General features: G+C 52.5%; 17 protein-coding genes. 10 read left to right on the top strand and 7 right to left on the bottom strand.

Annotated features, from left to right (window positions below; all coding sequences use genetic code 11):
* Positions 1 to 356 precede the first annotated feature (356 nt).
* Both cysJ and cysI read left to right on the top strand, forming a co-directional pair.
* Positions 357 to 2,153 (top strand): NADPH-dependent assimilatory sulfite reductase flavoprotein subunit, encoded by a 1,797-nt coding sequence (gene cysJ / locus U868_RS0101995; protein ID WP_025151829.1) that lies wholly within the window; start codon positions 357 to 359, stop codon positions 2,151 to 2,153.
* On the top strand, positions 2,153 to 3,880 hold the full coding sequence (gene cysI / locus U868_RS0101990; protein ID WP_025151828.1) for an assimilatory sulfite reductase (NADPH) hemoprotein subunit: 1,728 nt from the start codon (positions 2,153 to 2,155) through the stop codon (positions 3,878 to 3,880). Before cysJ ends, cysI begins: the two co-directional genes overlap by 1 nt.
* A 57-nt stretch (positions 3,881 to 3,937) precedes the next feature.
* On the opposite strand, the gene degQ is transcribed toward cysI, so the two are convergent.
* On the bottom strand, positions 3,938 to 5,332 hold the full coding sequence (degQ, locus tag U868_RS0101985; RefSeq protein ID WP_029990491.1) for a serine endoprotease DegQ: 1,395 nt from the start codon (positions 5,330 to 5,332) through the stop codon (positions 3,938 to 3,940).
* 234 nt (positions 5,333 to 5,566) lie between these two features.
* On the bottom strand, positions 5,567 to 5,971 hold the full coding sequence (gene zapG, locus U868_RS0101980; RefSeq protein ID WP_025151826.1) for a Z-ring associated protein ZapG: 405 nt from the start codon (positions 5,969 to 5,971) through the stop codon (positions 5,567 to 5,569).
* A 184-nt stretch (positions 5,972 to 6,155) separates the two neighbouring features.
* On the opposite strand from zapG, the gene zapE reads away from it, so the two are divergent.
* The 5 genes from zapE to sspB all read left to right on the top strand — a co-directional run bounded on the left by zapE (position 6,156) and on the right by sspB (position 9,853).
* Entirely contained in the window at positions 6,156 to 7,283 is a 1,128-nt protein-coding gene (gene zapE, locus U868_RS0101975) for a cell division protein ZapE (RefSeq protein WP_025151825.1), read from the top strand.
* Positions 7,284 to 7,524: 241 nt separating this feature from the next.
* On the top strand, positions 7,525 to 7,953 hold the full coding sequence (rplM, locus tag U868_RS0101970) for a 50S ribosomal protein L13 (protein ID WP_004236344.1): 429 nt from the start codon (positions 7,525 to 7,527) through the stop codon (positions 7,951 to 7,953).
* A 15-nt stretch (positions 7,954 to 7,968) separates the two neighbouring features.
* Entirely contained in the window at positions 7,969 to 8,361 is a 393-nt protein-coding gene (rpsI, locus tag U868_RS0101965; protein WP_015422974.1) for a 30S ribosomal protein S9, read from the top strand.
* A gap of 346 nt (positions 8,362 to 8,707) precedes the next feature.
* On the top strand, positions 8,708 to 9,358 hold the full coding sequence (gene sspA, locus U868_RS0101960; RefSeq protein ID WP_025151824.1) for a stringent starvation protein SspA: 651 nt from the start codon (positions 8,708 to 8,710) through the stop codon (positions 9,356 to 9,358).
* Between the two features lie 6 nt (positions 9,359 to 9,364).
* The gene (gene sspB / locus U868_RS0101955) at positions 9,365 to 9,853 is read left to right on the top strand and encodes a ClpXP protease specificity-enhancing factor (RefSeq protein WP_025151823.1); all 489 of its coding nucleotides are present in this window, start codon (positions 9,365 to 9,367) and stop codon (positions 9,851 to 9,853) included.
* A gap of 58 nt (positions 9,854 to 9,911) precedes the next feature.
* Here the strand turns inward: sspB and U868_RS23970 are convergent, their stop codons facing one another.
* The 4 genes from U868_RS23970 to gltB form a co-directional block, all read right to left on the bottom strand.
* The gene (locus tag U868_RS23970; protein WP_025151822.1) at positions 9,912 to 10,439 is read right to left on the bottom strand and encodes a hypothetical protein; all 528 of its coding nucleotides are present in this window, start codon (positions 10,437 to 10,439) and stop codon (positions 9,912 to 9,914) included.
* The gene (locus tag U868_RS25415) at positions 10,402 to 10,983 is read right to left on the bottom strand and encodes a hypothetical protein (RefSeq protein WP_162817198.1); all 582 of its coding nucleotides are present in this window, start codon (positions 10,981 to 10,983) and stop codon (positions 10,402 to 10,404) included. The genes U868_RS23970 and U868_RS25415 overlap by 38 nt, the downstream gene beginning before the upstream one ends.
* Positions 10,984 to 11,206: 223 nt before the next feature.
* Positions 11,207 to 12,625, bottom strand: a complete 1,419-nt coding sequence (locus U868_RS0101940) for an FAD-dependent oxidoreductase (RefSeq protein ID WP_025151820.1) — start codon at positions 12,623 to 12,625, stop codon at positions 11,207 to 11,209.
* An 11-nt stretch (positions 12,626 to 12,636) separates the two neighbouring features.
* Positions 12,637 to 17,094, bottom strand: coding sequence for a glutamate synthase large subunit (gene gltB, locus U868_RS0101935; protein WP_025151819.1), 4,458 nt, complete (start codon positions 17,092 to 17,094; stop codon positions 12,637 to 12,639).
* A gap of 617 nt (positions 17,095 to 17,711) precedes the next feature.
* Between gltB and arcB the strand changes: the two genes are divergently transcribed.
* The 3 genes from arcB (at position 17,712) to mtgA (ending at position 21,663) form a co-directional block, all read left to right on the top strand.
* The gene (gene arcB, locus U868_RS0101925) at positions 17,712 to 20,042 is read left to right on the top strand and encodes an aerobic respiration two-component sensor histidine kinase ArcB (protein ID WP_025151818.1); all 2,331 of its coding nucleotides are present in this window, start codon (positions 17,712 to 17,714) and stop codon (positions 20,040 to 20,042) included.
* 241 nt (positions 20,043 to 20,283) lie between these two features.
* Positions 20,284 to 20,934, top strand: coding sequence for an isoprenoid biosynthesis glyoxalase ElbB (elbB, locus tag U868_RS0101920; protein ID WP_025151817.1), 651 nt, complete (start codon positions 20,284 to 20,286; stop codon positions 20,932 to 20,934).
* A 6-nt stretch (positions 20,935 to 20,940) separates the two neighbouring features.
* Entirely contained in the window at positions 20,941 to 21,663 is a 723-nt protein-coding gene (mtgA, locus tag U868_RS0101915; RefSeq protein ID WP_025151816.1) for a monofunctional biosynthetic peptidoglycan transglycosylase, read from the top strand.
* Positions 21,664 to 21,900: 237 nt separating this feature from the next.
* Here the strand turns inward: mtgA and dolP are convergent, their stop codons facing one another.
* On the bottom strand, positions 21,901 to 22,473 hold the full coding sequence (gene dolP / locus U868_RS0101910) for a division/outer membrane stress-associated lipid-binding lipoprotein (protein WP_025151815.1): 573 nt from the start codon (positions 22,471 to 22,473) through the stop codon (positions 21,901 to 21,903).
* Positions 22,474 to 22,479 lie beyond the last annotated feature (6 nt).

Genomic DNA, 22,479 nt, shown 5'->3' with positions numbered 1-22,479 from the left:
TGTTCTCTTCCGTTGCGAAGTCACGAATAGTTATCTATTTAGTGTTATGGAATATATTCCGGGAAAGAATTACTTTTTATATTGAAATTCCTTTTTGTTATACATGAAGAATATTCCCGGCAAAGATACTTATTTCATTAAAATGAAGGGTGGGGTCATTATTTTTTTTATACGTAATGCATTGTTTATCTGTGTGTAACCCGGAGATATACGGTTGGCAAATAATCATCATGATATATCAGATTATTTTGTTATGAGTTATGGCTTTATTTTCTTATTCTCAATAAGCCGTAATGCGATAACCTGGAAAATAACGGAATAATAATCACAATGAGCAATGCGGGAGTAACGGGATTATGGCAGCACAGATACCGCCGGAGCAGGTATTTCCGGTTTCTGCGGAGCAGCTTGCTGCTTTGCAGACAGCAACAGCAGGTTTTACCTCTCAGCAACTGGCCTGGTTATCCGGTTATTTGTGGGGACGGGGGAATACGTCTGTACCGGCAGATATTTCCCCGGCATTAAATACAACAGACCGTGAGATTATTACCCTTATTTCTGCCTCGCAAACCGGTAATGCACGGCGCGTATGTGAAGAATTAAAAAGACGTTTTCTCAGTGAGAAACTCGCGGTGAATTTAGTGAATGCCGGAGACTATAAATATAAGCAACTCGCCCGGGAGAAGATTGTCATTATTGTGACATCCACGCAGGGTGACGGTGAACCACCGGAAGAAGCGGTGGCATTTTATAAATATCTGCATTCATCAAAAAGGCCGGATCTCAGCGGCACCGCTTATGCTGTTTTCTCGCTGGGGGATTCGTCATACGAAAAATTCTGTCAGGCAGGAATCGATTTTGATACTCAGCTGACAAAGGCCGGTGCGACCGCGCTTGTGCCGAGGACGGATGCGGATGTGGATTATCAGGCAGCGGCAGCGGCGTGGACTGAATCACTGACACAGGTGCTGAAAGCTCGGGGCATTGCGGCGGGAGATCCGCAGCAGACTGCCGCTCAGGCGGTCAGTGTCACTGAAAACCGTTACAGCAAAGAGGCACCGCTGACGGCATCTCTCTCCGTTAATCAGAAAATTACCGGCCGCAATTCACTGAAAGATGTGCGGCATATTGAAATTTCTGCGGGGGATTCCGGTCTGCATTATCAGCCCGGTGATTCGCTCGGGGTCTGGTTTGAGAATGATCCGGCACTGGCGGATGAGATTATCAGCCTGCTGCATGCCGATGCGGCGGCGGAGATCACCGTATCCGGCAATACCTGCAGCCTGCGCGAGGCATTGATCCGGCATCTGGAGCTCACACAGAATAACGGGGTGACGGTCAGCAAATACGCACAGTTATCGCAACATGACGTGTTATCCGCTCTGATCAGTGATAAGCAGGCCGCGCTGCATTACGCGCAGACCACGCCTGTCGCGGAAATGCTGCGTCAGGCACCTTCTCGGCCTTCAGCACAGGCTTTTGCCGGTATTCTCCGGCCACTGACCCCGAGGCTCTATTCAATTTCATCATCGCAGGCCGAGGCGGAGGATGAGATCCATCTGACGGTCGGCGTGGTGCGGTATGAGACGGATGGCCGGGCACGGACCGGCGGGGCTTCCGGCTTTCTCGCTGACCGTATACAGGAGGGCGGGGATGTACGGGTTTTCATTGAATCTAATGATCATTTCCGTCTGCCTGCCGATCCGGATGTGCCGGTTATTATGATCGGTGCAGGTACCGGTATTGCGCCGTTCCGCGCGTTTATGCAGCAGCGGGAAAATGACGGTGCTTCCGGTAAAAACTGGCTTTTCTACGGCAATCAGCATTTTACCGAGGATTTTCTGTATCAGACCGAATGGCAGCGTTATGTCCGCGATGGCGTGCTGACCCATATCTCACTGGCCTGGTCGCGGGATAAACCGGCAAAAACCTATGTCCAGGACAAACTGCGCGAGCAGGGAGCGGACGTGTGGCGCTGGATTGAGGATGGCGCACATATTTACGTCTGCGGTAATGCGGGTCTGATGGCCCGCGATACTGAGGACGCATTACTGGCGATCATCAGCCGGTACGGTAACCGGGACGGTGAATCGGCGGATGAATTTTTAAGTGAGCTGCGCACGGCGCGCCGGTATCAGAGGGATGTCTATTAATGAGCGATAAACACAACGGGCCTTTAATCGTGGAAGGCAAACTGAGCGACAGCGAAAGAATGAAGCGCGAGAGCAACTATCTGCGCGGCACCATCAAAGAGGATCTGAGCAACGGTCTGACCGGCGGATTTGAGGGGGATAACTTTTTGCTGATCCGCTTTCACGGCATGTATCAGCAGGATGACCGCGATATCCGGGCGGAACGCACAGAACAAAAACTGGAGCCTCGCCACGCCATGATGCTGCGCTGCCGGCTGCCGGGAGGGGTGATCACCCCGGAACAGTGGCTGAAAATAGATAAATTTGCCGCAGAACAGACTTTGTACGGCAGTATCCGGATCACCAACCGGCAGACGTTTCAGTTTCACGGTATTCTGAAAGGGGATGTTAAACCGGCGCATCAGATGCTGCATGAGGCCGGGCTGGATTCACTGGCAACCGCCAACGATGTGAACCGCAATGTACTCTGCACTTCGAACCCGGTTCAGTCCGGCCTGCACCGGGAAGCGTATGAATGGGCGAAAAAAATCTCTGAGCATCTGCTGCCCCGTACCCGCGCGTATGCTGAAATCTGGCTGGACAAAGAAAAAGTGGCGGCAACCGATGAGGAACCGATCTTAGGTGAAACCTATCTGCCGCGTAAGTTTAAAACCTCGGTGGTGATCCCGCCGCTGAATGATGTTGATTTACACGCCAATGATATGAATTTTGTGGCGATTGAAGAAAACGGCAAGCTGATTGGTTTTAATGTACTGGTGGGCGGCGGTCTGGCGATGACGCACGGTGATACGGCAACGTTTCCGCGTCTCGCCAGTGAGTTCGGGTTTATCCCGCTGAAAGACACACTGGCAGTGGCGGAGGCGATTGTCACCACCCAGCGCGACTGGGGAAACCGGACGGAGCGTAAAAATGCCAAAACCAAATACACGCTGGAGCGGGTAGGGGTTGATACATTCAGACAGGAAGCAGAGCGGCGGGCGGGTATCACGTTTGCCCCGATCCGCCCGTATGAATTCACCCTGCGCGGTGATCAGATAGGCTGGTTAAAAGGGATTGACGACCACTGGCATCTGACGCTGTTTGTTGAAAACGGCCGTCTGATTGATTTGCCGGGCAAACCGCTGAAAACCGGCGTGGCGGAAATCGCCAAAATCCACCGGGGGGACTTCCGGTTAACCGCCAATCAGAACCTGATTGTCGCCGGTATTCCGGAGGCGGACAAATCCCGTATTGAATCCCTTGCGCGGGCACACGGTCTTATCAGCGATAATGTCACGCCGCTGCGGGAAAATTCCATGGCCTGTGTGTCGTTTCCGACCTGCCCGCTGGCGATGGCGGAAGCGGAGCGGTTTCTGCCTGAGTTTGTCACAGAGGTTGAGAAGATTATGTCTTCACACGGTGTGGAGAATGAAGAGATCGTCCTGCGGGTCACCGGCTGCCCGAACGGCTGCGGAAGAGCCATGCTGTCGGAAGTGGGGTTAGTGGGCAAAGCGCCGGATCGTTATAATCTGCATCTTGGTGGTAACCGCACCGGCACCCGTATCCCGCGCATGTACCGCGAAAATATCAGCTCAGCAGCGATTTTATCAGTGCTTGATGAGCTTATCGGACGCTGGTCACAGGAGCGGACGGACGGGGAGGATTTCGGTGATTATCTGATCCGCGCCGGGGTGGTGAAACCGGTACTGAATTCTGCTGTGGATTTTTATGAGGCCGGCGCTGCCTGAAATAAAAAACCGCGCCGTGTTACGCGGCGCGGTTTCAGTATTCACTGCAAAAATGTATCAGCGGCCGGCATTATTCAGCAGCAGATAGATATTGTCATCGCCGCGTAAAATATTCAGTGCCAGCACGTTTGGTTTGCCGTCGATAATTTTGCGCAGTTCAACAATGCTCATCACCCGGTGATTGTTGACGCCGATAATCAGATCGCCCGGCTGAAGCCCTGACCCGGCTGCCGGAGAATCTTTCTGTACCGCATCAATATTGACACCTTTATTACCCTCTTTATTACTGCCGTTACTCAGGGTTGCACCCTGCAGCAGAGTGGTCAGGTTTTCCGCTTTGGTCGTCTGGCCTTCGCTGTCATCCAGTATCACGGTGACTTCCAGCGGTTTACCTTTGCGCAGCAGACCGATTTTCACTTCTTTGCCCGGCGCGGTGGTGCCGATTTTGGCTCTCAGTTCCGCAAAGCTGCTGACACGTTTGCCGTCAACGGAGACCAGCACGTCACCGGATTTTATCCCCGCTTTGGCAGCGGCGGATTTCGGCATTACTTCACTGACAAACGCCCCGCGCTGGGCTTCCACATTCATTGCCTTGGCAATATCGGCGTTCATTTCAGTCCCGCGGATACCAAGGGAGCCGCGTTTGACTTCGCCGGTGGCAATCAGCTGGGAGGTCAGGTCTTTGGCCATGTTACTCGGGATAGCAAAGCCGATCCCGATATTACCGCCGCCCGGTGCCAGAATCGCGGTGTTGATACCGATCAGTTCACCGTTGAGATTCACCAGCGCACCGCCGGAGTTACCCCGGTTGATGGAGGCATCGGTCTGGATAAAGTTTTCCAGCCCTTCCACATTCAGACCGCTGCGGCCTAATGCTGATATAATCCCGGAGGTTGCGGTCTGACCCAGACCAAACGGGTTACCGACAGCAACGGTGAAATCACCGACGCGCAGTTTGTCGGAATCCGCCAGGGTGATGGCTGTCAGGTTCGGGGCATTTTTCACCTGTAACAGGGCAATGTCGGTCTGCGGATCGCGGCCGATTAAGGTCGCATCATATTTGCGGCCGTCATTGAGCTGGATCTGGATTTTATCCGCATTCTGAATAACGTGGTTGTTGGTCAGAATATAGCCTTTCTGTGCATCAATAATGACGCCGGAACCCTGTCCCTGGAACGGACGGACACTTTCCTGCTGTGACGGCATATTCGGGCCGAAGAAGAATTTAAACTCTTCCGGCACCTGCTGACGGGCAACGGCTGTCCCGGAAACTTCCACGCTGACCACGGCAGGCAGTACTTTTTCCAGCATCGGTGCCAGGCTCGGCAGAGATTCGCCGGTGGCCATTTTGGCCGGTAACGCTGCATTTGATACCGCAGGCAGTGCCGCGAGAGATAACCCGAGGCTGATGGCAACAGCACTGAGCAGGTTTTTTTTCTTTTTATTCATCATTCGTTTTGTGTCTCATCAATTAATAAGCTGAATCTGCAGGCATGAGAAGCCGCAGCATACGCAGATATCTGTATGACTCTATGTGTGTGTAAAAGTTCCGCATTCAACGGAAATAAAACAACCTTTACAAGGCTTTACGTGAACTGAAGATTAGTGCGGGGAATGGTTCGGAAGACCGTATTAAGCAGCTGAATTCAGGCGAAAAAAAACCGCAGTCGCCTGCGGTTTTAACGATTAACTTTCTTTGTTCCCGGCGGGACGGAACAGGCCGGATGAGCCGTCTGAATAATCACGCGGCGGCATTTTTACCGGTGCCTGATCATTATCGGCCTCAGCTTCCGTCAGGCGGTAACTGAACGGATTATCCTGTGCGGACAGTTCCGGCATCAGTTCTGATGAACTTTTCGCCATGTGCTGATATAACTGGCGGTAATCTTTCGCCATGTTATCCAGCAGTTCTGCACTGCGGGCAAAGTGGCTGACCAGCTCTTTGCGGTACTCTTCCAGCTCGGCCTTGTTCTTTTCCAGGTCCCGTTTCATGGCTTCCTGCTCTCTGAACTTAGAACTGCCCAGACGAACGGCCAGCGCACCAATGATTAAACCAACTGCTAATCCGATGAGTGCATATACCCAAATCATGGCTACTCCTTTAAGTGCATCATGCGCGTTAGAATCTGTTGTCACTATAACCGGATTTGCCGTCCGGGGGGAATAGTGAAGGTAAGGCTTTCCGGCATTATCCCGGATTTCCGGGTATAATACCCGCCGCTACATCATAAAAATCTCAATAAAAACCTCTGATAATATTAAGGGATTACTGTTTATGAGCACAACACCGCGTGAGTTGTATCAGCAGGCACTGAACGGCAGCGGATTTGCACCGGACGAGGTGCAGCGGCGTACCGTTGACCGGCTGACAGAGATGCATCAGGCGCTCCTGATGCATACGCCATGTACTCCGGAGCCGGAAAAAGGGCTGCGCGGCACCCTGAACCGCTGGCTGAAAAAAGCGCCTGAACCGGTGAGTTGTCCGCCGGTACAGGGCATTTATATGTGGGGCGGGGTCGGGCGCGGCAAAACCTGGCTGATGGATCTGTTTTATGACAGCCTGCCCGGGCCGCGCAAGCTGCGGCTGCATTTCCACCGCTTTATGCTGCGGGTGCATGAGGCGCTGACGACGCTTCAGGGACATGAAAATCCGCTGGAAAGTATTGCGGACGGCTTTGCACAGGAAACGGATGTTCTCTGTTTCGATGAGTTTTTTGTCTCCGATATCACGGATGCCATGATCCTGGGTACCCTGCTGGAAGCGCTGTTTCAGCGCGGCATTGCGCTGGTGGCGACCTCCAATATCCCGCCGGATGACCTGTACCGTAACGGATTACAGCGTGCCCGGTTTCTGCCGGCCATTGAACAGATTAAAAAATACTGTGATGTGCTGAATGTGGATGCGGGAATTGATTACCGCCTGCGTACCCTGACACAGGCTCATCTGTGGCTGACCCCGGCGGATGCGGACACGTCAGCGGCAATGGACAGCATGTTTTCCCGGCTGACCGGCGGACAGAAAGCCGGACAGGCGGCGCTGACCATCAATCACCGTCAGCTGCCGGTGGTGCGGGAAACTGATGGTGTGCTGGCAGTGACATTCCGGACACTGTGTGAGGATGCGCGCAGTCAGCTTGACTATATCGCGCTGTCAAAAATCTATCACACGGTACTTTTATATGAGGTTCCGGTGCTGACCACGGAAAATGAGAATGCGGCACGGCGCTTTCTGGCGCTGGTGGATGAGTTTTATGAGCGGAAAGTCAAACTGATTATTCAGGCACAGAGCGGGATGGATTCTCTCTATCAGGGGCAGTTATTGGCTTTCGAGTTCGCCAGATGCCTCTCCCGGCTGCAGGAAATGCAAAGTGAGGAGTACCTGAAACTGCCGCATCTGGTATAATGCGCGCCCCTGAAAAGGGTTTCGGGGAAATTTTTTTAATTTGGGGTCGATTTTTTGCAGGGACTTCTCTATAATCTTGCGACCCCACGTTACAGCGGTTTTCTTTATTTCCCAAAGAAGACTGCAACTAGCGCCAGATGATTCTGCTCGAAGGGGTAGGTTTACTGGACAAGCGTCGTGTGAGCCTCAGTTTCTGAACATTGGTTCACCAACATGTAACTTATTTATTGGGTAAGCTTTAATGAAAACTTTTACAGCTAAACCAGAAAGCGTACAACGCGACTGGTTCGTTGTTGATGCAACCGGCAAAACTTTAGGCCGTCTTGCAACTGAATTAGCCCGCCGTCTGCGCGGTAAGCACAAAGCGGAATATACTCCTCACGTTGACACCGGTGATTACATCATCGTTCTGAACGCAGAAAAAGTTGCTGTAACCGGCAACAAGCGTACAGACAAAGTGTACTATCGCCACACTGGCTACGTTGGTGGTATTAAGCAAGCGACCTTCGAAGAGATGATCGCACGCCATCCTGAGCGCGTTATTGAAATCGCTGTGAAAGGCATGTTGCCGAAAGGCCCTCTGGGTCGTGCAATGTACCGTAAACTGAAAGTTTACGCAGGTAACGAGCACAATCACGCGGCACAGCAACCGCAAGTTCTGGACATTTAATCGGGATTATAGGCAATGGCTGAAAATCAATACTACGGCACTGGTCGCCGCAAAAGTTCATCCGCTCGTGTCTTTATTAAGCCGGGTAGTGGTAACATCGTCATCAACCAACGCAGCCTCGAAAACTATTTCGGCCGCGAAACAGCACGCATGGTCGTTCGCCAGCCGCTGGAACTGGTTGAAATGTTAGAAAAACTGGACCTGTACATCACTGTTAAAGGTGGTGGTATCTCTGGTCAGGCAGGCGCAATCCGTCACGGTATCACCCGTGCTCTGATGGCGTACGACGAATCTCTGCGTTCTGAGCTGCGTAAAGCCGGCTTCGTAACGCGTGATGCACGTGAAGTTGAACGTAAAAAAGTGGGTCTGCGCAAAGCACGCCGCCGTCCACAGTTCTCCAAACGTTAATCACTGGTTTCGTTGGAATACAAAAAACCCGCCACCGGCGGGTTTTTTTATAACCGTATAACTGCCGCAAATTATCCCGTCATAACCTGTAGTTTCATGTTTATTTCATGAATCTGTCGCTGTTAACCCCCATTTTTAGTGTTTTTGAATGATTTTTTGCCCGGAGTCACCCTAAGTTGGGCAAAATCTGGTAAACTGGCACAAACATTTTCTCGCCCCTGAACACACTGCCGCGCGCCCGGACTGGCTCGCTGTGGTTTTCTTTCCCGGATTCAGTGAGAGATTACAGGTAGGAATGGCGTAGTGCGCTGTTCATTCCTTTATTTTGATAAACTTGGAGGTTTTCATGGCTGTCGCTGCCAACAAACGTTCGGTAATGACTCTGTTCTCCGGCCCGACCGATATTTTCAGCCACCAGGTACGGATTGTACTGGCGGAAAAAGGGGTAAGTTTTGAAATTGAGCATGTCGAAGCAGGCAATCTGCCACAAGACCTGATCGATCTGAACCCATACCAGACGGTACCGACACTCGTGGATCGCGAGCTGACCTTATATGATTCACGTATTATCATGGAATACCTTGATGAGCGTTTCCCGCACCCGCCACTGATGCCTGTTTACCCGGTGATGCGTGCGCAGAGCCGTGTGATGATGCACCGCATCGAGCAGGACTGGTACTCGCTGATGAATAAAATTGAAAAGGGCTCTGCCCAGGAAGCGAACCAGGCCCGCAAACAGTTAACGGAAGAGCTGGTTGCAGTTTCGCCGGTATTCAAAGAATATCCGTATTTTATGAATGAAGAATTCAGCCTGGTGGACTGCTATCTGTCCCCGCTGTTATGGCGTCTGCCGGTACTGGGTATCGACCTGTCCGCACGTCCGTCTTCGGATACCAAACATCTGCAGTTCTACATGCAGCGCGTGTTTGAGCGTGACTCTTTCCTGGCTTCCCTGACGGAAGCTGAGCGTGAGATGCGTTTACAGTCACGGGGTTAATCACTGATGGATATTCAGGAATTAACACCGCGCCGCCCTTATCTGTTGCGGGCACACTATGAGTGGTTACTGGATAATGAGCTGACACCCCATCTGGTGGTGGATGTGAACACCCCCGGTGTCAATGTGCCGATGGAGTATGCTCAGGATGGACAGATTGTCCTGAATATTGCACCGCGTGCTGTGGGCAATCTGGAAATGACCAACGAGTGGGTCGGTTTTAATGCCCGTTTCGGCGGCGTTCCGCGTCAGGTGGATGTGCCGATGGCCGCCATTATTGCGGTCTACGCCCGTGAAAACGGTGCCGGAATGATGTTTGAGCCGGAAGTGGCTTATGAGGCTGCGGAAGACGAAGACATTCTGACCCCGGCTGTGGATAACATCACCCTGATCCACGACGAACCGGCAAAACCGGCGGAAGAGAGTACTGACGGGGATGACCCGGAACCGCCGAAACCACCGCGTGGCCGTCCGAACTTACGTGTCGTGAAGTAACAGACTGATAAATAAAAAAGACCGCGAAAGCGGTCTTTTTACTGAAATTCTGCGGAGATTACCGGAGTATCGGGCAGGTAAATGTTTTTGCTTCTTTGTCTGCAATAAACGTCTCAATGCAGGCTATTTTCGTGCGAAGGTGTTGTTTTTCATCCGGGGATAACTGATTAATCTGATTATCCACGGTTTCAGCCGAGCGGTAATAGAGAAGCGTATCCGGTACAACCACCGAATTAAACTCTGTTAAGGCATTGTTCCGGGTTTTTACTTCTTTAAGCATTAATAACCGGGCATCAGCATAGTGCACGATAGTGTCAGGTGAAGGATAACGCAGCATCTTTTCGCCATACATTTTTCCGGCAGCTGACCAGTTTTTTTTTGCCATTGCGTTGACAGCCGGCGTATTAAATTGGGAAAGCACGGCATCATCAGGTGATATCGCAGCATTTTTCAGGCCATCAAGAACCAGGCCGGGTTGCCGGGCATCAGCCGTATTTTTTAAAACAAGCGTATCAGTACCGGCACTGGCAGGTGCAATAAAAAGACTATTAACGAGTAACAGTAACACGACCGACAGTTTTTCCATCTCCGCTCCTGCAACGAATAAGATATTCGTATAATTCTGTCCATTTGGTAGGGTCAACAGTAATACAGCCTAAAGTACCTCTTCCGGGATGTAAATACCGGTCATTATTACCCGGGACTGCATTTCCTGTTCCCAAATAAAACCAATTTTTGGCAAACGGTGATTGTACGGTATATCCCAAACCGCCATCATGCGGGAAATCAGGTATTTGAATATTGTGAATACCAACGGGGATTGGGTTGATATCATCGGTGAAGGCATGTATTTTCCCGTAAGGATATTCCAGTATTTCATTTGAAACAGAAAAACTGAGTGATGCGGCTGATCGGTAATTCGGGCTGACCCGTGATAAATACCCCTCTTTAACAGAGAAGTTTTTCCCTTTTTCCACACCTTCTGACGCTGTAAAATAGTCGCGGCCATTCTTATTACTGGTCACATCAACTTTTAATGTTCCGGGGAGTGCAATAATGTTTTGTGCGGGTTCTCTTTTGACATTAAGCCAGCCATCTGCACCGCCTGTAATATAGCGTATATCTGCCATTGGATATTTCCTTATGATCCGAAATTCAGATAATACTAACAGCCGGTAATTAAAAATAAATGAGTAGTAATAATTAGAGATTCGATATTCTTTTGACCGGCAGACAATAAAACGGTACCGTCAAATCTGAAACACAAAACCGGATTTCAGGGCACAGACAATAACGGGAAGGCCAATCTTCAGCCTTCCCGTTACCGGGTTTTATATAAGTGTAAATCCGTTTTTATACATGCAGATAATCCAGAATACTTTCTGCCGCCCGGCGGCCTTCGGCAATGGCGGTAACCACCAGATCCGAACCGCGTACCACATCCCCCCCGGCAAAAATGCCGCTGACAGAGGTTTCAAACGGATAGGTTGCCTGTGCGGGGGCGCTGATCCGGCCCTGCTGATCCCGCGTGACACTGAGGGCATCCAGCCACGGCATCGCGTGCGGCCGGAAACCAAACGCGATAATGACCGCATCGGCATCAATAACAAAGGCGGAATTATCATCCGTTTCAATCTGACGGCGGCCACTGCTGTCCGCATCACCCAACCGGGTGGTTAATACGCGGACACCACAGGCCTTACCCGATACATCGGTTTCAATGGCGGATGGCTGACAATTAAACCGGAAAATAACCCCTTCTTCTTTGGCATTTTTCACCTCACGGCGCGATCCCGGCATGTTCTCCTCGTCGCGGCGGTATACGCAGGTCACTTCCGCAGCCCCCTGGCGGATAGCCGTCCGCAGGCAGTCCATTGCGGTATCACCACCGCCGAGCACCACGACACGTTTATTTTTCAGATCAATAAACGGGGCAGAATCATCATCCGGCAGTCCCATCATCTGGCGGGTATTGCCGATCAGATACGGCAGGGCGCTGTATACCCCGGCGGCATCTTCATTTTTCAGCCCGCCGCTCATCGGCTGACAGGTACCCGCGCCAATAAAGACAGCATCATAATTCTGTTGTAATTCACTGAGCGTGATGTCTTTTCCGATCTCGGTATTCAGCTGAAATTCAACGCCCATTTCAGTGAACAGTTCACGGCGGCGCTGCATAATGGATTTTTCCAGCTTAAACGACGGAATACCGAACGTGAGAAGCCCGCCGATTTCCGGGTGCTTATCAAAGACCACCGGGGTGACGCCGTTGCGGATCAGGACATCGGCACAGGCCAGACCGGCAGGACCGGCACCGATGACCGCGACCTTTTTTCCGGTCAGGCAGACAGCGGAGAGATCCGGTTTCCAGCCCATTTCAAACGCTTTGTCGGTGATGTAACGTTCAATATTACCGATGGTGACTGCACCGAACTCATCATGCAGGGTACAGGCACCTTCACATAATCTGTCCTGCGGGCACACCCGGCCGCACACTTCCGGCAGACTGTTGGTCTGGTGTGACAACTCAGCGGCCTCAATAATCCGGCCTTCCTCCGCCAGCCGCAGCCAGTTAGGGATATAGTTATGTACCGGGCATTTCCATTCACAGTACGGATTACCGCAACCGAGGCAGCGGGTGGCCTGCTCTTTCACCTGCGGCGGCGAAAACGGCTCATAAATCTCGATAAATTCGGTTTTACGGAGTGCCAGCGGCAGCTTTTGCGGATCCGTACGCTGTAATTCAATAAACTGATAAACATTGCGGCTCATCTTGATTCCCCTTACTGTGCCCGGATCCGTAATTCAGTGTCTGCGTGGCGGGTTACCCCGGCAAGTGCATGAATATCCGCAGATTTCGGCTTGACGAGGATAAACCGCCCGGCCTGTTCTGTCCAATCTCTGAGAAGTGCGTCTGCTCTGGCGGAGCCGGTCAGGCGGCGGTGGTCTTCCAGCATGCCGCGCAGGTGTTCCTGCAGAACCGGCAGCCCGCTGATATCGCGGGTTTCTGCCATTTCCGGGTTGACACGCCCGGCGGCGGTGCCGTCCTCATCATAGAGATAAGCGAATCCGCCGGTCATCCCGGCCGCGAAGTTAATTCCGGTTTTGCCGAGCACACAGACAATCCCGCCGGTCATATATTCACAGCCGTTATCACCGACACCCTCGACCACCGCGAGTGCGCCGGAGTTACGGACAGCAAAGCGCTCTCCGGCACGACCTGCGGCATACAGTCTGCCGCCGGTAGCGCCATACAGACAGGTATTTCCGGCAATTGTGGTATCGTGAGCGGCAAAGGCAGAACCCGGATGCGGATGCAGAACAATCTGCCCGCCTGCCATTCCTTTACCGACATAGTCGTTGGCATCGCCCGTCAGGGTCAGTTCAATACCTGCGGCATTCCAGACGCCGAAACTCTGCCCGGCGGTGCCGGTGAAGTGCAGTTTCAGCGGTGAGGCGGCGATCCCGCTGTTGCCGTACAATTCCGCCACAAAGCCGGAGAGCGCAGCCCCCACCGAGCGGTCGGTATTGCGGATATCGTAATAAAAGGCGCGGGATTGCTGTGTCTGCACGCAGGTGCGGGTCTCTTCCAGGATGCGGCGGTTCAGTTCACCCTTATCAAACGGCGGATTGGTTTGTGAACAGAACAGGGCAGCACCCTCATGTGGTACCGGGGAGACCAGCAGATCGGACAGATCCAGTTTCTGCTGCCGGGCGGTGGTGCCTTCAATCCGGACCAGTAAATCAGTGCGGCCGATAAGATCGGTCAGTTTTCTCACCCCCAGTTGTGCCATCAGCTCGCGGGTTTCCTGTGCAATAAAGCGGAAATAGTTCATTACCCGCTCCGGCAGGCCGTGATAGTGATCGCGGCGCAGCGTTTCATCCTGGGTTGCCACGCCGGTGGCGCAGTTATTCAGGTGGCAGATGCGCAGATATTTGCAGCCGAGCGCGACCATCGGTCCGGTGCCGAAACCAAAACTTTCCGCACCAAGAATGGCGGCCTTGATGATATCCAGCCCGGTTTTCAGCCCGCCGTCTGTCTGTAAGCGGATTTTATGGCGCAGACCGTTGCTCACCAGTGCCTGCTGGGCTTCCGCCAGCCCCAGCTCCCACGGTGTACCCGCATATTTGACGGAGGTGAGCGGGCTGGCGCCGGTGCCGCCGTCATACCCCGAAATGGTGATGAAATCGGCATAGGCTTTCGCCACACCGGTGGCAATGGTGCCGACGCCCGGCTCCGAGACCAGTTTGACGGAAATCAGCGCGTCCGGATTGACCTGTTTGAGATCGAAAATCAGCTGAGCCAGATCTTCGATTGAGTAAATATCATGGTGCGGCGGCGGGGAAATCAGGGTGACGCCGGGCACCGAATAGCGCAGCGAAGCGATATACGGCGTGACTTTATCTCCCGGTAACTGGCCGCCTTCACCGGGTTTCGCGCCTTGTGCCACTTTGATCTGAATAACCCGCGCACTGCGCAGATATCCCGGGGTCACACCAAAGCGTCCGGAGGCTACCTGCTTGATTTTAGAGTTTTTCTCTGTACCAAAGCGCGCCGGGTCTTCACCGCCTTCGCCGGAATTGGAACTGCCGCCGAGCCGGTTCATGGCGACAGCCAGTGCTTCATGGGCTTCCGGGCTGAGGGCGCCGATAGACATGGCAGCGGTATCAAAGCGGGAAAACAGGGATTCCGCCGATTCTGTTTCATCAATACTGATGGGTTGTGTATCGGTACGCAGTGCCAGCAAATCGCGCAGCATAGCGGCCGGACGTCCGTTTACCAGCGCCGCATAGTGCTGGTAATCCGCATAATGTCCGCTGTGAACTGCTTTCTGCAATGTGGCGATCACATCCGGGTTATAAGCGTGATATTCACTGTTATGAATGTATTTCAGCAGACCGCCCGCATCGAGCGGTTTGCGCGGCAGCCAGGCGAGACGGGACAGGTTATGCAGATCCTGCTGGAAATCACTGAAATCCGCGCCGCCGATCCGGTTTGGTACGCCCCGGAAACAGAGCTCCGCTACCGAATCACTCAGGCCGACCGCTTCAAACAGTTTGGCGCAGCGGTATGAGGAGACGGCGGAGATCCCCATTTTGGACATAATTTTATACAGTCCCTTGTTGATGCCGTTACGGTAGTTGAGTAACACCTGCGCCGGTGAGTGTGTCAGAACGTTATCACTGCACAGTTTCAGCAGGGATTCACAGGCAAGATAAGGGTAAATGGCGGTAGCACCGAACCCGAGCAGGACGGCAAAATGATGCGGGTCACGGGCACCGGCGGTTTCGGCGATAATGTTGGCATCACAGCGCAGGCTCCGGCTGACCAGGCGCTGCTGTACCGCGCCGACAGCCATCGGTGCCGGGATCGGCAGGGTATCCGGGGAAATCTGCCGGTCACTTAGCACCACCAGTACGGCACCGGCGCGGACAGCGGCTTCCGCATTATCACACAGGGTGCGGATCGCCTGCTCCAGCGTGGTTTCCTGCGGATCAAAGCAGAGTGACAGATGTTCCGCGCGGTAATAATCCGGATCACGGCTCAGTAATTGTTCAAAATCCGTGTGCATCAGTACCGGCGAGGCCATACTCAGCCGGTGTGCCTGGCCTTCCGCTTCGCAGAAAACATTCATTTCCCGGCCGATGCTGGTGGCGAGCGACATAACGTGGGCTTCCCGCAGCGGATCGACCGGCGGGTTGGTTACCTGGGCAAACTGCTGGCGGAAATAGTCATAAATCAGACGCGGGCGGGTGGAGAGTACCGCAAACGGGGTATCATCCCCCATTGAGCCGACCGCTTCCTGGCCGTTTTCCCCCAGCACCCGCAGTACCTGCTCCAGCTCTTCGAGAGTGTAGCCGAACTGCTTCTGATAGACCGCCAGTTGTGCATCATTAAGGGCACGCTGCGGCGGTGTTTTATTCATCAGATCCTGATACGGCGTGAGGCGCACAACGTTTTTTTCCAGCCATGCTTTGTACGGATGACGGGTTTTGAGATCGTTATCGGTCTCGCGGGTATGCAGAATGCGGCCTTCCTGTGTATCAATCACCAGCAGTTCCCCCGGCCCGACACGGCCTTTTTCCGTGACCTCATCCGGCTGATAATCCCAGATACCGATTTCGGAGGCGCAGGTGATCAGTTTATCTGTGGTGATCACATAGCGGGCAGGGCGCAGCCCGTTGCGGTCGAGGTTACAGGCGGCATAGCGCCCGTCAGAGATAACAATTCCCGCCGGGCCGTCCCACGGCTCCATATGCATCGAGTTAAAATCAAAAAAAGCACGCAGGTCATCATCCATATCCGGATGATTCTGCCAGGCAGGCGGCACCAGCAGGCGCATGGCGCGCACCAGATCCATCCCGCCGTTGAGAAACAGTTCCAGCATATTATCCAGCGAACTGGAATCCGAACCGGTTTCATTAATGAACGGGGCGGCGGTGATAAGATCCGGGATCAGCGGCGTACGGAATTTATAAGCACGGGCACGTGCCCATTCGCGGTTACCGGTGATGGTGTTGATTTCGCCGTTATGAGCGAGATAGCGGAAAGGCTGTGCCAGCGGCCAGCGCGGAACGGTATTGGTTGAAAAACGCTGATGGAACAGACAGATGGCGGATTCCATTCTTAAATCGGCCAGATCCGGATAAAAACGCGGCAGATCGGCGGCCATGCACAGGCCCTTATAAATCGTCACCAGGTTGGACAGACTGCAGACATAAAAATCCGGGTCGCTGATGCGCTTTTCAATCCGGCGGCGCGTCATAAACAGGCGGCGTTCCAGATCCCGGGCCCGCCAGCCTGCGGGAGCATTGATAAAAACCTGCTCAATCTGCGGCATACCGGCGAGAGCGATTTCGCCGAGGATTTCCGGTCTGACCGGCACTTTGCGCCAGCCTGCGATAAACAGCGTTTCGTCCGCCAGCTCTTCTTCGATAATGTCACGGCAGGTTTGTGCAATGACCGGATCCTGACTGAGAAACAGCATCCCGACTGCATAATTACGCGCCAGCCGCCATTCATTCTCTGCAGCAATCATCTGAAAGAAACGATCGGGTTTTTGTAATAACAAACCGCAGCCGTCCCCGGTTTTGCCGTCGGCAAGGATCGCACCGCGATGCTGCATCCGCGCCAGCCCGCTGATGGCGGTACGCACGACTTTATGGCTGGGTTGTCCTTCGAGGTGGGCAATCAGGCCGAAACCGCAGTTGTCCTTATCCTGTGACGGGTTATAAAGCATAAGTGGCCCCTTTTGCATGTCTCACATTAGGCCGCATTCCTGCGGCGAAGCTGTTTCCGGGCCTCAGTCAGCCCTGCTGACGACAGATATCTCAGCAAAGGGTATTGTGATGTTATGTTTGTGCCGCGACCGGCTTCTGAATAATTATTATATCGGTGCTGACCACAGGTGATCCGGAACGTCATTTTTCAACTTACCGGGAAATACTGTGACGGTCAAATATCAGGGGACTGACAGTATGTGAGCCTGGTTTTTGCGATAATTTAATGAAAAAAAACTATTTTCAGGATTTTAATCCGCTGTTTCCGCAACCGGAGTGCCAATTTTTTGTGTGATGCACATCACTGTTTTTTGCGGGTTATTACCGCGCAGCATGGGCGTTTTTATTTATAACCTGATTTTATCTGCTCTGTTTCTGCTAATTTGCAGATAAATGTCGTGTTTTTAATTTTATTCAGATAAAAAAACAGTACCGGGTGATAATCCGGCCATATTATCCGGCGGAAAATGCGTACAGCGCCGGTGAGTTTGATTTTTTACTTAATCCGCGCCGGAAACGCGGTGATCCGCCAATTTTACGTTATGATACTAATCCTCATTCAGCGGGTGGAGCAGGTATGAAATTGCTACGCGGTTTAGCACAATATTATGTTGATTTACTGATGAAACTGGGACTGGTCCGGTTTTCGTTATTGCTGGCATCGGGACTGGTGGTACTGGCAATGGTGGTGCAGATTGCTGTCACCATGCTGCTTCAGGGGGAAGTGCAGAGTATTGACCTGGTGCGCTCGGTCTTTTTCGGCCTGCTGATCACGCCGTGGGCGGTCTATTTTATGTCGGTGGTGGTTGAACAGCTTGAGGAGTCCCGCCAGCGCCTGTCCGGGCTGGTCAGTAAACTGGAAGTGATGCGTAAGCGGGATCTTGAGCTCAACGAGCAGCTGAAAGAGAATATTACCCAGCTGAATCAGGAAATTACCGAGCGCGAAAAAGTCGAGGATGAACAGGTTGTTCTGCTGGATAAACTGAAGAAAGAGATCAGCCGCCGTGAGCAGACCCAGCTTGAGTTTGAACAGCAATCAGTCCTGCTGCGTTCCTTCCTTGATGCCTCACCCGATCTGGTTTATTACCGCAATGAGAAAAATGAGTTTTCCGGTTGTAACCGCGCCATGGAACTGCTCACCGGACGCAGTGAAAAACTGCTGCGCGGCCTGACCCCGCGCGATATTTATGACCCCGAAATCGCCGATAAGGTGATGGAAACTGACGAAAAAGTGTTCCGTCATAATGTCTCGCTCACCTATGAACAGTGGCTGGTCTACCCGGACGGGCGCAAAGCCTGCTTTGAGCTGCGCAAAGTGCCGTTCTATGACAGTGTCGGCAAACGCCACGGTCTGATGGGTTTTGGTCGTGATATCACGGAGCGCAAGCGCTATCAGGAGGCGATTGAAAACGCCAGCCGCGAGAAAACCACCTTTATTTCCACCATCAGCCATGAACTGCGCACACCGCTGAACGGCATTGTCGGGCTGAGCCGGATTCTGCTGGATACGGATCTTAATCCGGAGCAGGAAAATTACCTGAAAACCATTCATGTCAGCGCCGTCACCCTCGGCAATATCTTCAATGACGTGATTGAGATGGACAAACTGGAGCGGCGCAATGTCCGCCTCGATACCCAGCCGGTGAATTTCACCGAATTTATTTCTGATCTGGAAAACCTGTCCGGCCTGCTGGTGCAGCCGAAAGGGCTGCAGTTCACCCTCGATCTGATCCAGCCGGTACCGTCCGTGATCATGGCGGACGGCACCCGTCTGCGCCAGATCCTGTGGAACCTTATCGGCAACGGTGTGAAGTTTACCCGGGAGGGCGGCATTACGGTGAAAGTGTGGCGCGAAGCCAATGACATGCTCTGTTTTGAGGTGCGGGATTCCGGCATTGGTATTCCGAAGGATGAACTGGAGAAAATCTTCGCCATGTATTACCAGGTCACGGACAGTGCGGGCGGACGCCCGGCCACCGGTACCGGTATCGGCCTGGCGGTCTCCCGCCGTCTGGCGCAGGCAATGGGCGGTGATATCACCGTGACCAGTGAGCCGGGTAAAGGCTCCTGCTTCACGCTGTCGGTCTGCGCACCGGCCCGGGAGGCACCGGAAGAGGAAGATGATGATGACCTGCTGCCTGCCCTGAATATCCTGCTGGTGGAGGATATCGAGCTGAATGTGGTGGTGGCGCGTTCTGTCCTGGAAAAGCTGGGTAACACGGTGGATGTTGCGATGAATGGCCGTGACGCGCTGGCGATGTTCTCGCCGGAGGAGTACGACCTTGTGCTGCTGGATATCCAGCTGCCGGATATGAGCGGGCTGGATATCGCCCGTGAGCTGCATCAGCGTTATCAGGCGGATGAGTTACCGCCGCTGGTGGCACTGACCGCCAATGTACTGAAGGACAAAAAAGAGTATCTGGACGCCGGGATGGATGACGTACTGAGCAAACCGCTTGCTGTGGGCGCTCTGACGCAGATGATAGCGAAATTCTGGGGGGATGGCAGTGAGGTACTGCCTGCGGAGAAAAGCAGCTCAGCGGCATCTGAAGACGTGTATGCGCAATCACTGGATCTGGAGATGCTGAACCAGTATATCGAACTGGCGGGACCGAAACTGATTGCAGACAGCCTAGATGTATTTGAAAAAATGATGCCGGGCTACCTGGCGATTCTCAATTCCAATATGGTGGCGAAAGATCGCAAAGGTATTACGGAGGAAGGGCACAAAATCAAAGGTGCGGCGGGATCTGTCGGGCTTATCCGTCTGCGGCAGGTTGCGCAGCAGATTCAGTCACCGGAACTGCCGGCATGGGATGATAACGTGCAGGAATGGATCGATGAACTGAATCACGATTGGGAAAGTCAGGTGGGGATTTTAAGAAACTGGCTGGCAAATCGCAGGTAAAAAATAACCCCAACCGAGGTTGGGGTGCGCGAATACTGCGCCAACACCAGGGAAACTGGTTCACCCGCGACAACTATTTATCGTTATTTAGGCGAGTGATGAAATAGGCTCTTACATCATACAGGCTTCAACATAGCAAAGATAAGTATTTTTGTTACAAGATTCATTAAAAACTGTGATGAAGATTGGTGTTTGGACCTCTAAAGGGTTAAGCATTAATCTACTACAAAAGGAGTCAGATATGAAATCTGTTGGTATCGTTTTAAGCGGATGCGGTGTTTTCGACGGCAGTGAAATCCATGAATCCGTTCTTTCACTGCTCAGTGTAACCCAATCCGGCGCACAGGTGTATTTTTTTGCACCGGATGAACCTCAACGCACTGTTATCAATCACCTTTCCGGTGAGGAAAAGTCAGAGAAACGCAATATGCTGGAAGAGTCTGCACGGATTTCCCGCGGAGAAATCCGTCCGCTGGCTGACGCGGATGCCTCACAGCTGGATGCCCTGATTGTTCCGGGGGGTTTTGGGGCGGCAAAAAACCTGTGCGATTTTGCGGTAAAAGGCGCTGACTGTGAAATAGATAAATATTTTTTATTGTTGGCGCGTGAGATGTTGTCTCAGGGCAAGCCGATGGGATTTATGTGTATTGCACCGGTAATGATCCCGAAAATCGTTAATTCATCAGTGCAGCTTACTATTGGTAATGATTCTGATATTGCGGCTGCGATCGCAAAAATGGGCGGTGTGCATGTCAGTTGCACGGTGGATAATATCGTCGTAGATGAAACCCATAAAATCGTGACAACCCCTGCTTATATGCTGGCTGAGGATATCGCTCAGGCTCAGATCGGGATTGATAAACTCGTGAAAAAAGTGCTTGAACTGGCCTGATAGGGGATGAGGAAAATGATGGGGAGGATATTGCGGTTTCTGCGGAAAATAGTTGTTTTTGTTATGTTGTTATGGGTAACAATGATAATTTTATTCGCGTTCCTCCCCGTTCCTTACTCCATGGTGATGCTGGAAAGACAGCTGTCGGCATGGTCAACATTTAATTTTTCTTATGTTGCCCGCAGTACATGGGCGGGCGAAGATGCTATTTCTCCCCGGCTGAAGCTGGCGGTGATTGCATCTGAGGATCAGAATTTCCCGCACCACTACGGTTTTGACTTCGGCGCTATCTCTGATGCACTGTCAAAAAGCGGTAAGAAAGGCGGGGCTGCACGCGGTGCATCCACACTGAGCCAGCAGACGGTCAAGAACCTGTTCCTGTGGGATGGCCGCAGCTGGGTACGTAAAGGACTGGAAACGCTGCTGACGCCCGGCATTGAGCTGGTCTGGTCAAAGTCACGGATCCTGACGGTGTATCTCAATATCGCGGAGTTCGGGCCGGGTATTTTTGGTGCGGAAGCTGCGGCACAGCATTTTTTCGGTAAAAGCGCGAAGAACCTGACTGCTGCTGAGGCCGCATTACTGGCAGCCGTACTGCCAAATCCGCACCGTTTGCATGCGGATAAACCTTCTGCGTATCTTCGCCAGCGCCAGCAGTGGATTCTGCATCAGATGCAGTTACTGGGCGGAACTGCGTTCCTGAAGAAGAATAATCTGGCTGACAATTAACCATTGTATAATGAATTTATCTTACTGATTTATTTTTTGCAGAAATCATAAATAATTATGATAGTCGCTGTGGTTCTGACTGTTTCGGTATAATATTCTTATTATTTGTTATTTACTGATATATCCTGCATTTTATCTGTTTTCGGGCGGGGAAACAGAAAGCCGGCGCCCGGTACAGGTATAAAAAAAACCTGACATTAAGTCAGGTTTCTTATCGGTTTCCGAAAGCGGACGGAATTAATTCAGCCAGGTAAAGGCAGTAGTGACTTTTTTCGCGCCATCTGTTTCACTGGCTACTTTCGCCGCAGCCGCCCCTTCCTGACGGGTAACCACCCCTAACAGGAAAATCTCACCGTTTTCAGTGATCACTTTGATATTGGCGGATTTTACCGCATCACTGGTCAGCAGTTTGGAACGGACTTTTGTTGTGATCCAGGCGTCTTTGGAGGCGGTTCCCAAATCAATCGGTTCTCCCTGACGAACTTCGTTATACACCAGTTCGGTGCCGTCCACTTTGGCGGCAATCTCTTTTGCCCGCCGGGCCAGGGAGAGATCGTCTGCCTGTCCAATCAGCAGAACTTTCCCCTGATAAGCCACCGGAATAATCCGCTGCTGTTTGATATCTTTATCTTTATTGAGCTGGCCGCTGACACGGGCTTCCAGTGTGCCGTCATCGACCTGTGTGCCGACAGAGCGGGGATCTGTGGCGGCTTTGGTCGCCACAGCTGCCGATCCGACAAGTGCTGCGCCGATACATCCCTGTAACAGTAACGCGCTGCAGATTAATGCTGCCACGGGCACAATTCTCATAATATC

It is taken from the genome of Morganella morganii H1r (assembly GCF_000633515.1).
In the GTDB taxonomy this organism is placed as follows: Bacteria; Pseudomonadota; Gammaproteobacteria; order Enterobacterales; family Enterobacteriaceae; genus Morganella; species Morganella morganii_B.
Note: the sequence above shows the minus strand (reverse complement) of the source record. Positions and strands in the feature narration are given on the sequence as shown.

Bases quoted from the DNA above. Each gene is read 5' to 3' on its own strand.
- cysJ (WP_025151829.1), top strand. From the start codon at position 357: ATGGCAGCACAGATACCGCCGGAGCAGGTATTTCCGGTTTCTGCGGAG.
- cysI (WP_025151828.1), top strand. From the start codon at position 2,153: ATGAGCGATAAACACAACGGGCCTTTAATCGTGGAAGGCAAACTGAGC.
- degQ (WP_029990491.1), bottom strand. From the start codon at position 5,332: ATGATGAATAAAAAGAAAAAAAACCTGCTCAGTGCTGTTGCCATCAGC.
- zapG (WP_025151826.1), bottom strand. From the start codon at position 5,971: ATGATTTGGGTATATGCACTCATCGGATTAGCAGTTGGTTTAATCATT.
- zapE (WP_025151825.1), top strand. From the start codon at position 6,156: ATGAGCACAACACCGCGTGAGTTGTATCAGCAGGCACTGAACGGCAGC.
- rplM (WP_004236344.1), top strand. From the start codon at position 7,525: ATGAAAACTTTTACAGCTAAACCAGAAAGCGTACAACGCGACTGGTTC.
- rpsI (WP_015422974.1), top strand. From the start codon at position 7,969: ATGGCTGAAAATCAATACTACGGCACTGGTCGCCGCAAAAGTTCATCC.
- sspA (WP_025151824.1), top strand. From the start codon at position 8,708: ATGGCTGTCGCTGCCAACAAACGTTCGGTAATGACTCTGTTCTCCGGC.
- sspB (WP_025151823.1), top strand. From the start codon at position 9,365: ATGGATATTCAGGAATTAACACCGCGCCGCCCTTATCTGTTGCGGGCA.
- U868_RS23970 (WP_025151822.1), bottom strand. From the start codon at position 10,439: ATGGAAAAACTGTCGGTCGTGTTACTGTTACTCGTTAATAGTCTTTTT.
- U868_RS25415 (WP_162817198.1), bottom strand. From the start codon at position 10,983: ATGGCAGATATACGCTATATTACAGGCGGTGCAGATGGCTGGCTTAAT.
- U868_RS0101940 (WP_025151820.1), bottom strand. From the start codon at position 12,625: ATGAGCCGCAATGTTTATCAGTTTATTGAATTACAGCGTACGGATCCG.
- gltB (WP_025151819.1), bottom strand. From the start codon at position 17,094: ATGCTTTATAACCCGTCACAGGATAAGGACAACTGCGGTTTCGGCCTG.
- arcB (WP_025151818.1), top strand. From the start codon at position 17,712: ATGAAATTGCTACGCGGTTTAGCACAATATTATGTTGATTTACTGATG.
- elbB (WP_025151817.1), top strand. From the start codon at position 20,284: ATGAAATCTGTTGGTATCGTTTTAAGCGGATGCGGTGTTTTCGACGGC.
- mtgA (WP_025151816.1), top strand. From the start codon at position 20,941: ATGAGGAAAATGATGGGGAGGATATTGCGGTTTCTGCGGAAAATAGTT.
- dolP (WP_025151815.1), bottom strand. From the start codon at position 22,473: ATGAGAATTGTGCCCGTGGCAGCATTAATCTGCAGCGCGTTACTGTTA.